Annotated in this window: 12 protein-coding genes; 7 read left to right on the top strand and 5 right to left on the bottom strand. The window is 38.3% G+C overall.

All coding sequences use genetic code 11. The features are described 5' to 3' along the window. Positions 1–364: 364 nt before the first annotated feature. Positions 365–631: a hypothetical protein gene (locus tag ACM0OY_RS17060; RefSeq protein WP_414570074.1), complete on the bottom strand. Its 267-nt coding sequence runs from the start codon at positions 629–631 to the stop codon at positions 365–367. Positions 632–1649: 1018 nt separating this feature from the next. On the opposite strand from ACM0OY_RS17060, the gene ACM0OY_RS17055 reads away from it, so the two are divergent. From ACM0OY_RS17055 to ACM0OY_RS17030, 6 genes are all read left to right on the top strand, one after another. Further along, the gene (locus ACM0OY_RS17055; protein ID WP_073640979.1) at positions 1650–1973 is read left to right on the top strand and encodes a hypothetical protein; all 324 of its coding nucleotides are present in this window, start codon (positions 1650–1652) and stop codon (positions 1971–1973) included. Between the two features lie 404 nt (positions 1974–2377). Continuing rightward, entirely contained in the window at positions 2378–3586 is a 1209-nt protein-coding gene (locus tag ACM0OY_RS17050; RefSeq protein WP_414570031.1) for an ABC exporter membrane fusion protein, read from the top strand. Between the two features lie 241 nt (positions 3587–3827). Further along, on the top strand, positions 3828–5000 hold the full coding sequence (gene devC / locus ACM0OY_RS17045; RefSeq protein ID WP_414570030.1) for an ABC transporter permease DevC: 1173 nt from the start codon (positions 3828–3830) through the stop codon (positions 4998–5000). A 20-nt stretch (positions 5001–5020) separates the two neighbouring features. Beyond that, entirely contained in the window at positions 5021–5713 is a 693-nt protein-coding gene (locus tag ACM0OY_RS17040; protein ID WP_414570029.1) for a DevA family ABC transporter ATP-binding protein, read from the top strand. Between the two features lie 285 nt (positions 5714–5998). After that, on the top strand, positions 5999–6187 hold the full coding sequence (locus ACM0OY_RS17035) for a hypothetical protein (RefSeq protein WP_414570028.1): 189 nt from the start codon (positions 5999–6001) through the stop codon (positions 6185–6187). Between the two features lie 489 nt (positions 6188–6676). Further along, positions 6677–7423, top strand: a complete 747-nt coding sequence (locus ACM0OY_RS17030; RefSeq protein WP_414570027.1) for a WGxxGxxG-CTERM domain-containing protein — start codon at positions 6677–6679, stop codon at positions 7421–7423. 240 nt (positions 7424–7663) lie between these two features. Here the strand turns inward: ACM0OY_RS17030 and ACM0OY_RS17025 are convergent, their stop codons facing one another. Next, the gene (locus ACM0OY_RS17025; RefSeq protein ID WP_414570026.1) at positions 7664–8434 is read right to left on the bottom strand and encodes a glucosamine-6-phosphate deaminase; all 771 of its coding nucleotides are present in this window, start codon (positions 8432–8434) and stop codon (positions 7664–7666) included. A gap of 297 nt (positions 8435–8731) precedes the next feature. On the opposite strand from ACM0OY_RS17025, the gene ACM0OY_RS17020 reads away from it, so the two are divergent. After that, the gene (locus tag ACM0OY_RS17020) at positions 8732–9418 is read left to right on the top strand and encodes an HAD family hydrolase (protein WP_414570025.1); all 687 of its coding nucleotides are present in this window, start codon (positions 8732–8734) and stop codon (positions 9416–9418) included. 55 nt (positions 9419–9473) lie between these two features. Here the strand turns inward: ACM0OY_RS17020 and ACM0OY_RS17015 are convergent, their stop codons facing one another. The 3 genes from ACM0OY_RS17015 to ACM0OY_RS17005 form a co-directional block, all read right to left on the bottom strand. Then, positions 9474–10100 carry a PadR family transcriptional regulator gene (locus ACM0OY_RS17015; protein WP_414570024.1) on the bottom strand — a complete coding sequence of 209 codons (627 nt, stop codon included), beginning with the start codon at positions 10098–10100 and terminating at the stop codon, positions 9474–9476. A gap of 251 nt (positions 10101–10351) precedes the next feature. Continuing rightward, positions 10352–11119, bottom strand: a complete 768-nt coding sequence (locus ACM0OY_RS17010) for a ChaB family protein (protein WP_414570023.1) — start codon at positions 11117–11119, stop codon at positions 10352–10354. 248 nt (positions 11120–11367) lie between these two features. Further along, positions 11368–11907, bottom strand: a complete 540-nt coding sequence (locus ACM0OY_RS17005) for a Dps family protein (RefSeq protein ID WP_414570022.1) — start codon at positions 11905–11907, stop codon at positions 11368–11370. Between the last annotated feature and the right edge of the window lie 163 nt (positions 11908–12070).

Here is a 12070-nt window from a genome sequence, read left to right as displayed (position 1 = left end):
ACAATTTAATACCTCTAAAAATAAGGTTAGTTGAGATTTCAGACTAATGACGTTTTTTACAGAAAATCGTGGAATATTTAAGTACATTAGCTTGGCCTCAACCTGGCAACATAAATTGTTAATTCAGATGTAGGTAAGAATTCTCCGAGTCTGAATTCGTATTAAATTGTGGTTTACAGTTAATGGTAGACTGATTATGTCTTCATGACAATTGATATGCAACTTAGATCCAATTAAGGATGTATTCCCAGATGAAATGTTCTTTGTGCATAGTTTTTAGGTAATTGCCAATTAACAATACTGCATGTTTGGTTGTAAATTTACAACTAAAAATCTGTAAATTCATTAGAAATAACACCTAAAACTATACAGAATTGTCTTCTGAATTAGCATCATCATCTCCTTTACTCGTTATCGCCTGATGCTGAGCAGATGCTAAGAGTTTTTGCTCAAGCCTACTAATACTAATTCCAAGTTCAGAAGCTGTTTTACGTTTCCACTCTTCTAGCTCACAATCATGTTGATTGAGCCATTCACGCACCGCAAGGCGGGCCATCTCAGCTTTGCGAAGCGTCTGGCGAGCTGCATGAAAAATCAGTCGCTGGTTATCAAAGCTTGGCAATGAGAGCATGAATCGCTGTAGTTTCATTTTATCCAGGGTTTTTCGAGGGCGATCGCTATCACTCACATAACTATTAAAACTCTTTTCAATTAGTATCTCATATCGCAAAAATACCTTGCCGTAATTGCATACAAATTGCATATCTCTAAATTTAACAGTTAATAGTTATCAGTTATCAATCTCTAGACTGTTAACTAATAAATTAGCAAATAAAATACTAATCTGCTTTAATTTTGAGATGATTTGCATGGTTCGTGTTCGCGTTGGCAAAGCCTCTCGTAGAGAAGCGTCTCGCACAGAAGCGTAGCGCAAGCCCGATAGGCTGGCGGTAGGGAGTAGGCAATCAAAAATCAGGAATCAGCCTGTTCAAGGTATACATAATTTTTTCAACAATCAAATAGTAGTTCTGTATCCAACTTCTCAAATGAGTCGGTATATTCTTTTGAAAGAATACTTTATCACTACTATAGCTTTTACATCTATCCACAAGTTGATTTATTTGAAGAATTTTTATGTCTTAATCAATCAGTTAATTTCTGGATAAATTTTTGTTGCCAAACAATGAATTTTACCGCTAAGTAAAATTAGCCACTAGCAACTATATCTAAAGAATGACAAATCTCGATCAAAAACAAATCTATCACAAAACAAATACATATTTTCACATGCTGAGTAACACCAATTACATCAAAATATCTAAAAATTATCGAGAGTTACAATTAACTATCTTGCCTCAACATATGCAACATATTGTTACTAATTGCTTAATAAAAGTGTTGCATATGGATTGCAATTGAGGATCACTCAGTTTATCGTATGTAATTAAATAGTGAAATTCAATGCTGTTTGTTCAGGAAATAGAAGAGATATGAAAATGGGAAGAATTAAAATATAAATTTCTTTGATTATTCAATCATTCTATAAATTCCTAACTCGACAGTATTACAATATGATTTATACGATGAACCGTGTTGTATGAAGCGCTCTGCATAACTGAACTGTCATGAAAATATAAGGGCTTGCTGGCATGAGACTATCTGAGCTAGATCCACTCATACCGCTAACTGAGTTAAGAGAAGAACTCTTGAAGTTACCAAAAGGTTATTCGTTTTATGAAGAAGAACTGGTAGATTTTTTATCCCGACGAAGATGGCCTGAAAGCAATCGCCGCATTGATCGAACAACTTTCTGGCGGTGGAGAAATGACAACGGAATTGAGCATCAAAAAGTATTCAGCAGATTGGATATATTGAAACTCTGCCAAATTTGCGACCACTATCGAATAGATGGAACTCGCAGCGAATACTTAGCGATCGTTAAAAGTAAAAAAGAGGCAGTCCTAAACAAATAAAAATAGGTCTGGCTAAATGCATAGTCAGAATTCAGAATTCAGAATTCAGTAATCAGAATTCATGACTTACAATTCATGAGTAAAGCCGGAGATACTCCACCGCAATATCAAGGGTATTATAACTACTTGATTTTCTGTAAATTATGAAATTGGTGAATCCAAACCTCATAAATTCACTGATTATGAATTCTGAATTTTTCCAATGCATAAAAATAAATATAGGAATCCGGTTTGATTTCTGAAAAAAAACCGTACAGTTCTAATCCCCTTTTTCAGTATTACCTATTGCCTATTGCCTGTTCCCTGCCTCTACGAGTAATTTCAAAAATCAAATACTAGTCCTATAGATAAGAATTCTGAGTTCTCAATTCTTTTACCTTATTCGGTAACTTGAAAAGATAGTTATGGTACCAAAACAAAAACAGTCATTTATCAAACCATTCATCAAACCTGTTGTAGGTTGGTCATCGGTCATGTTGGCAGCGATTATGGCTGTAGCTACTGGTGCAGTTTCATTTTATACGTTTTCACAATTTCAGTTGTCTTCTAAAGTAGAGCCTGTACCTACTCAAAGTAGTCCTCCCAAAATGACTGCTGTTTCTGCCTTAGGACGTTTAGAACCCCAAGGAGAAGTTATTCGTCTGTCTGCGCCCGAATCTCAAGCCGGTGTTCGAGTCACAAAACTGTTGGTAAATAAAGGAGATATGGTGCGGGAAGGGCAAATAGTTGCACTTCTTGACACTTACTTTCCTCGTCTTGCAGCCCTAGAAAAAGCTCAACGACAAGTCTTAGTTGCCCAGGCTAGTCTCAACCAGGTAAAGGCGGGGGCAAAAGACGGAGATATCTCTGCACAACAAGCAACCATCGCTCGTTTAGAAGCTGAATTGGAAGGAGAAACTTCAGCACAACAAGCAACCATTGCCCGCTTAGAGGCAGAGTGGCGTAATGCTGAAAGCGAAAATCAGCGATATCAGCAGTTATATAAAGATGGTGCGATTTCCTCTTCCGATGCAGATACTAAACGTTTGCGAGTCGATACTGTTCAACAGCAGATCAATGAAGCGAAAGCTTCTCTCAAGCGCACTATCGAAACTCTGCAAAAGCAGTTAATCGAGGGTAAAGCCAGACTCAAGAGTATTGCTGAAATTCGTCCTACCGATGTGGCAGCAGCACAAGCTGATGTTGACAGTGCGATCGCCTCAGTTAAACAGGCTCAGACAGAATGGGATTTAAGCGTAGTGCGATCGCCCATAACTGGGCAAGTCATGAAAATTAATACTTGGCCTGGAGAAATTATCGGCACTACAGGAATAGCTGATTTAGGTCGCACACAACAAATGTATGTCGTTGCAGAAGTCTATGAAACTGATATTCAAAAAGTGCGTCTAGGTCAATCAGCAACTATTACTAGCGACGCTTTTCCAGGAAAATTACGAGGAAAAGTCGCAGATATTGGTTTGCAAGTCGGTAAACAAAATATCTTTAACAACACTATCCAAGCAGACACTGATAACAAAATAGTTGATGTCAAAATTCGTATTGATAACCCAGTAGATAATCAGCAAGTCGCTAATTTTACTGATTTACAAGTAGAAGTGATGATTTATCTTTGACGTAAGAATTCAGAATTCAGAATACTTTGATAACCAAGCTTAATAGTCAATAAGAAAATCAAGAGTTTGTTTATAGTAGGTTTATTTTCACATCTCAAGCTGGATTCTGACTGTTTACTTTTAAATTATTAACGTAAGTTGCTAATTATCTGGTGATAAATGCGAATGGGATTGGAGGAGATGAGAGAGTATATAAAGAAATGACTAATGAATCATTCCTATCTTTGTTGAGGTTGACTACATGATTCTCAATATACCTCTGGCTTGGCTACAACTAGCACGACAAAAGATTCGCTTTTTTGTAGCTTTGGCTGGAATTGCTTTTGTTGCAGTTCTGATGTTTATGCAAATTGGTTTCCAAGATGCTCTCTATGACAGCGCTACACAATTACATAACAATTTAGAAGGAGATTTATTTTTAATCAGTTCCCAATATAAATCTCTGACATCCAATCAAAGCTTTTCTCGCGCGTATTTATATCAATTGCTGGGTTTTGAAAGTGTAGAATCAGTCAGCCCTTTATATGTGCAATTTGCCAAATTTAAAAATCCAGATACTGGTTTAAAATATCCACTCTATGTGCTTGGTTTTGATCCAGTTAAATCAATTTTCAAATTTCCCCATATTCAAGAAAAACTCAACGTAGTTAAAATTCCTAATATTGTTTTATTTGACCGCGATTCTCGACCAGAATTCGGGGCGATCGCTAAAGATTTTGAGCAAGGAAAAACTGTAAAAGTTGAAATATATAGCTATTCTGGATTAATTGGTTACAAAGTTAAAATTGGTGGTTTATTTAATCTAGGCCCCTCCTTTGGAGTTGATGGAAATTTAATTGTTAGTTCTTCAACTTTTTTGAGAATATTTCAAGATCGTTCGGTACAAAAGATAGATATAGGCTTAATTAAGCTTAAACCTAATGCCAATCCCGAAAAAGTTTTGGCAGAGTTATCAGTTAACTTACCCCCAGATGTAAGACTTATTACTAGCAAAGAATTTATTGCTCTTGAAAAAAGCTATTGGTCTCTCAGAACACCCATTGGATTCGTGTTTAATTTGATGGTGTTAATGGGGTTTGTTGTTGGTGTAATCGTTGTCTATCAAATTCTTTATAGTAATATTTCAACTCATTTAACTGAATATGCAACCTTAAAAGCAATGGGGTTCAAAAACAACTACTTATTAAGTGTGGTTTTTAGACAAGCTCTAATTTTAGCATCTCTAGGTTATGTCCCAGGTTTTATTATATCTATAGGTCTCTATGATATTTCCAAAAATGCTACTAAATTACCAGTTATCATGAGTACTGATAAAGCGATATTAGTATTAGTATCAGCAACATTCATGTGCTTAACTTCTGCCTTTTTGTCTACAAATAAACTCAGAAAAGTAGATCCAGCAGATATTTTCTAAATTATGTATATTTATAAAAAATGAAAACAAAATATATTGTTGATATCACAAATCTCAATCACTATTTTGGTGAAAAAAGAATTCGTACCCAAACATTATTTGATATTAATTTTCATATCAAATTTGGTGAAATTGTGATTATGACTGGCCCATCAGGCTCAGGAAAAACAACTTTACTAACTTTAATTGGTGGATTACGCTCTATTCAAGAGGGAAGTCTTAAATTTCTAGGTCATGAGCTTTTTGGAGCTAGTAATGAGCAATTAGTTAAAGTACGTCGTCATATTGGCTATATTTTCCAAGCTCACAACTTATTAGATTTTTTAACAGCTAGACAAAATGTTCAGATGTCGCTTGAATTACACAAAAATATTTCTGAACAGGAAGCTCGCAACAAATCAGAAGCTATTCTCAACGCCGTTAAATTAGAAAATAGAATTAATTATTACCCATCCGATCTCTCAGGAGGACAAAAACAACGGGTAGCCATTGCGCGTGCTTTAGTAAGTCATCCTAAATTGGTTTTAGCCGATGAACCTACTGCTGCTTTAGACAGCAAGACTGGCCGAGATGTTGTCACCCTGATGCAGAAACTAGCTAAGGAACAGAATTGTGCTATTTTAATGGTTACTCACGACAACAGAATTTTAGATATTGCCGATCGCATAATCCATATGGAAGATGGTCATCTAGTCAAAGAAGTTTTGCAATAGCTTAAATTCAACAGAATTAAACACCAAGATTCCCCATTTCTATAAGAAGTTGGTAATCTCTGTAGATTGTCATATATCCTTGGTTACAACCTAACCAAAAATAAGAATATTCCTTGAGTCTCAAGTCAGACACCCCTGGAGTATGAAGTTATAAGTTTTTAAATCGAAGAAGATATAAAAGTAGTATTAATAAACTTTCAAGAGTATTCGGTTGTTTCAACTTTCTACTTTTGATAAAAAGTAACTACCAATTTGTCATATTAACTACAAAATTAAAAAAAATATATGGTAGAAGATTTAATTTTTTGTCTGCGAGAAGCAGCTTTACACTTCATATTTGACAAGTCTTCAACACCCAAAGATGTTTCTGAGTGTTACATGAATCCACCTTGTGGATGTATGAATCCAGGACAAAATATCCAATGTGAAGATTGTGTCTATCTTGAGGCATGTTTATCTAATTTTAAGCGGTAATCTTTTCCGTTCTCATCATTAATACAAGTAAACTTAGTAATAAATTAGCTCCTTCGATATAGCTGTTTTTATTCTGATGATAGAAGTTTTTTAAAAAAACTGCATATATTCTAAATAAGAATGAATTAAACCGATAGCAAGTGTTGTGTAAATTTAAAGGTACGGGGGTCTCAAGACAATGATTTTTTGGCATTACCGTCATTTTTTCAAGAAATAATATCATGCCAAAAGCAAAGCATGGTTTTTCGCAGAAAATAACATGCTTAAAAATAGAGCTACAAATTTTCTGTAAAATGACGTTAAAAAGTTTTACAGCTTTTTTTGAGTTTCATTTATACCAATTAAATGTTTTTTAACATTTTCTATGTAGGTGAAAAGCCGATCAATCGCATTGTCTAAATCTACTTCATAAGTAGCAGTTAAGTAGGAAATATCGGTTTTCTAAATCAACAAACCACAGCAATCTAGAACATACAAGGAACCATAATCATGAGACCTTTTGATTTATCTAAAACTGTTTTAGCTAGTCTCTTTGCCATCAGTTTTGCTTCTGCATCCTTACCTGTTTCTGTTTCTGCCCAAAGCGGAAGTTCTGGTAGTGGCACTAGCTCAGGAACTACTTCTGGTACTGGTAGTACAGGTACTGGGACAACTGGCACCGGCACAACAAGTACTGGCACAACTGGTACAACTGGCACTGGAACAACTGGTACTGGCACTGGCATAACTGGCACTGGCACTGGCACTGGCACAACTGGTACTGGTGGTACTGGTACAACTGGTATCGACCCAACAGGCGCTGGTACAACAGGCACTGGCACTGGCACAACTGGTACTGGCGGTACTGGTACAAGTGGTATCGACCCAACAGGCACTGGCACAACAGGCACTGGTGGTACTGGCACTGGCACAACTGGTACTGGTGGTACTGGTACAACTGGTATCGACCCAACTGGTACTGGTACAACTGGTACTGGTACTGGCACTACTACAGATGGGACTGGTACTGGGATTACAGGTAGTGATGGTACTGGCACTACTACAGATGGCACTGACACCACAGGTACTAACCGGAATACAGGTGTCACAACTTACCAAGAAAATAGCGATCGCGGTTCCAATTGGGGTTGGCTAGGTTTGCTTGGTCTAGCTGGTTTAGCAGGCCTGGCTCGTAATCGGGAAAAACCCAGAGCTTATAGCGATCCTAATGAAGTAGCAGGTTCTCGCTATAAATAAGCTAATCAGCTGACTTTTCACGTCATGTGGAAAAGCTAACGCAAAACCTAACCCCCCCAGCCCCCTTCCCTAGTAGGGAAGGGGGAGAAATCAAAGCCTCTCTCCTTGCAGGGGAGAGGTTTGGAGAGGGGTTTTCCAGATACCGTGAAAAGTCAGATCTGTAGAGACGCGATGAATCGCCTCTTCATCCAAGGATGTGTTGCAATCATTAATCAAATTGGTATTAGATGAGCTGACAACTTAAAGCAAACTAGCAGAATTTACATCCAAAAATAACGTTGCTTGGGGTTGTTGACGGAGAATAGAAGCCGGACATTCTGTGGTTATAGCTCCTTGCAACATTTGTTTTACCACATTTGCTTTACGTGTTTCTGGAGCAAGGCAAATAATTTTTTTGGCTGAACAAATTGCGGGAATAGTAACAGTAAAAGCGTATTGTGGAACAGTTTCAAGATTTGGAAACTGACCTGTGTTTACTTGTTGCTGGCGGTTGACTTTATCTAGTTTTACTAGTTTTACGCTGTAAGGATCTTGAAAATTTGCAACCGCCGGATCGTTAAAGGCTAAATGTCCATTTTCGCCAACACCAAGGCAGCACAAGTCAATTGATTGTGCTTGCAATAATTTGGTGTAGCGATCGCATTCTGCCACTGGTTGCAGTGCATCACCTTCTATATAGTGAAATTGCTTAGGAGTAATTCGTTTCTCTACACGTTCTCGCATATAACGGCGGAAACTTGCAGAATGATCGGCACTAATTCCCAAATATTCATCTAGATGCAACAGAGTAATCCGTGACCAATCTACACCACCCAATTTAATTAAAGCATCAAGAAATTTCAACTGGGAGTTACCTGTGGCTAACAATACAGCCGCTGTATCCTGTTCGTTGAGAACCTGCTGTAAATATTGTTGGGTGATTTCTGCAACTGAGAAGGCCATTTCGACTTCAGAGTTGTAAATCTGCACTAATAAATCGTCAACGCGCAAAAAGTTTCTAGTGGCTACCATTTTCTTACACAGAAGGTTATCAATACTGTTGGCAGTTAACGTTAAATTCCATACCCTTTTACGGGTGGGATGAGCTTAATGCCTTATCCAGTTATAGAGGATAGATTTTAGGATTTAGCAGATTAATTTATGACTCTTAAGATTTGTTAAGATACTAACCTTCGTAAGCGAATTTCTTCCCCAGCCCCTAATCCCTAGTTCTCAGTCCCCTATATTGACGGAACAATCACTAAAGGACAAAAACAATGTAAACTATGTAAATAAAGTTAACAATTATTTACATAGTCTCCAAAAATTATGCTGGCTGCAATTCTCTTTGACTTAGACGGCACTATTGTCAACAGCGATCCCATACACTACCGAGCTTGGAAAGAAATGCTGCTAAATTTCAGCATAGAAATTGATGAAACATTTTATAAATCAAAAATTAGTGGACGATTAAATCCAGAAATTGTTCAAGATATCCTGCCACAATTATCACTAGCAGAAAGAGAAAAATTTGCAGACGAAAAAGAGGCACTTTTCCGCAGACTTGCCTCCAATCTACAACCGCTTAGTGGATTTTCGGAACTACTAGCATGGACAGATACACATCAATTAAAACGTGCATTAGTAACTAATGCCCCTAGATTAAATGCAGAATATATGCTAGAAGTTTTGGGGATAAAAGAAGCTTTCCATACAATTGTTTTAGCGGACGATTGTATCGCAGGTAAACCCGACCCCGCACCCTACCAAGTTGCCTTAAACAAGTTGGAAATTCAAGCAGAGGAAGCGATCGCTCTAGAAGATTCTCCTTCTGGAATTAGAGCTGCGGTAGGCGCAAATATCCGCACCATCGGTATAGCGTCTACCCACAATCCCCAACTGTTACGGGAAGTCGGCGCATTTATGGCGATTCCAGATTTTACTGATTTGCAATTGTGGACATTGCTCAACTCGTTTATTGAAACAGATTTAACCGCGATCGCTGCTAATTTTTGAGTAGAAACAAAACTGATAATTTTGAGATTAGAGACGCCTAATTAGGTGTCTCTATTTATTTTTCAGCCAAAATCGCGTAAATTTCCCGTTTAACTTGCTCTAAAAGCTCACGCACTCGATTTATTCGCTCCACATTGCCACTGCGGGCAACCTGCACTACCACACCAGCTAATTCTGTTGCAGCATTCCGCAACTCAATCAACTCTTGGGGCTTACCTGTAATGAAACTTTTGAAGGTATCCCAAGGAGAATCTGAAGTTTCTTGTTGGGTACGTTCTGCCAAAAGTTGTCTACCTTCATCTGTGATGGTGTAAATCCGCTTACCGCCTTCTTGCGAGCTGGTTAAATAACCACCTTCTTCCAACAATTGGAGTGTTGGATAGACTGAGCCAGGACTGAGACGACGGAAACCACCATAACGATTTTCCATCTCTTTAATCAGGTCGTAACCATGACTAGGATGTTCGGATAACAATTCCAGCAAGATGAACTTGATGTCACCCCGACGAGTCCGATATTCATCTGGCCAACCACGACCAAAGACTTGATCACGAGAGTGTTTGCCATGATGTTTACCATGCTCCTGGCGATGCTCAAACCGAGACTTGACAAACAAAAAATCATCTTCGCTAACTCCTGCCCATGCAGGTACCCCAATGCGTGACCGAAAGTGTCTAAACATAACTAAATTTCTAATCAACTTTCTCTACTATACGATATATCGGAATATATCGCGATATATCGGAATAGAAGTTTTATGAAGATTTATTTCAATTGTGGCGCCGTGTTTACAGCAATTATTGTAGAGACGGCGATTTATCGCGTCTCTTGCCTTAACCAAACCGTATTGTCAGAGGTCATTACGTGCATAGGGGCACAGCAATGCTGTGCCCCCAAAAAAGTGTATATGTATGGAATTTTTGTGAATTGCTATTAAGCTCTTACCTTAGCTTTTGACCATACACCATTTTCATCTTCATCATATTGCTGGTGAACAGCTTCCCAGGCAGCTTGCTCAGCGTTAAACTCGTCATTTTTTTCATTGATGACAGCGTTATAGCGCTCAATGAATGTACGTTGAGCTTCATTAGAAAGATGAGCGCGAACTTCAGGTGACAAGTCCTCTGGGCTGTTGCATAGCCCTGGACAAGGACGAGCCAGGGTTTTTTCAATTACCTCAATTTCTTCGCCACCAGCACTTTCGAGGAGCAATTGAAATTCGCCGGTGCGATCGCTTGGAACTTCCGCCATCAATAAAAACTCACCAGCCTGTAAGCGGGTTTGGTAAATAGCGGCCTTGTCTTCTGGCATTCCCAAAGTAGTCAGAACCGATACTAGACCAGCACCTGCGCTACCTGCGATCGCTCCGCTAGCAGCCCCTAACAACACTGCACCAATTGGCCCTGCTGCCACAATTGAGCCAAGAAAAGGAATAAATAGTACACCCACACCTGTGAGCAAGCTGAGAAAGGAACCAAATAAGGAACCAAAAACTGCCCCTGTTCTCAAACCGCCGAGGATCACATCCTTTTTACTAATAAAGCCAGAAATTCGAGTTTCCGACTGAAAATTTCTACCCAGGACAGAAATGTGATCTCTGGGCACACCTCTGTCTAATAAACGTCTAATAACATCATCAATTTGCTTTTGTTCTTTGAATACAACAGAAATAGTACGTTCTGCCTTATACACTTCTGGCATTTAAATACTCCTGGGATTATCTTGGATTATGTTGTTTTTGCTGTAGATATAGTTAAAGAATTTTGGATTTTTAATTTTACTCAGCGCCATACTTTGATACATGGCGCTGAGTAAAGAATTGTAGATTTTGGATTGGTTCTACAAAGAAATTGGCGGACAATTCCATCAAAAACTACGCAAAAAGACTTTTCTAGATTTTAAGTTTTGCCTGAAAAATCCAAAATCTAAAATCTAAAATTCGTCATTGGTTACACACCTACAGGAGTTTTAGTTTCTTTTGCTGGCTGTGTACCGTCTCCCTCAAGTGCTTGCCCTTCAATAAATGAGCGCAACATCCAAGCTATTTCCTCATGTTCTTCCATCAATCCAGTCAGAAAGTCAGCAGTTCCTTGGTCGTGGAACTGTTCACCAGACTGATCGACATGATCTCTGAGATTGCGAATCACTTGCTCGTGATCTTCTACTAAATTAGTTACCATTCCTGTTGCAGTGGGGACATTACCAGCATGTTCCTTGAGGGTAGCAATTTTGAGAAACCCCTCCATTGAACCAACTGGATAACCACCCAAAGCACGAATCCGCTCTGCTAACGCATCAATATTTAGAGTCAGCTTTTCGTAGTGTTCTTCCCAAAGCTGGTGTAAAGAGCGAAATTGAGGGCCAACAACATCCCAATGGTACTTTTTGGTTTTTACTAACAGTAAATAGGCATCTGCCAAATCTTGATTCAACAGATTAATCACACCTTGACGCTGTTCTTGTGTCAAACCAATATTGATCGCACGCATTGTTTTTCATCCCTAGACAAACTTATTATTTATTAACATCTCAAATTTTCAACATCATCTACATCAACCAAAGGGTGCATTGTCAGTTGAGATTAATTACCATATTTGTAATTATGCCTATGCCTTAATAGGTACTATTATGAAGAAATTTGTGCTCAAAAAT

This window comes from Nostoc sp. CCY 9925, assembly GCF_963920935.1.
Classification (GTDB): Bacteria; Cyanobacteriota; Cyanobacteriia; order Cyanobacteriales; family Nostocaceae; genus Nostoc.
The sequence above is the reverse complement of the archived record's forward strand: the minus strand, read 5'-3'. Positions and strand labels throughout refer to the sequence as shown.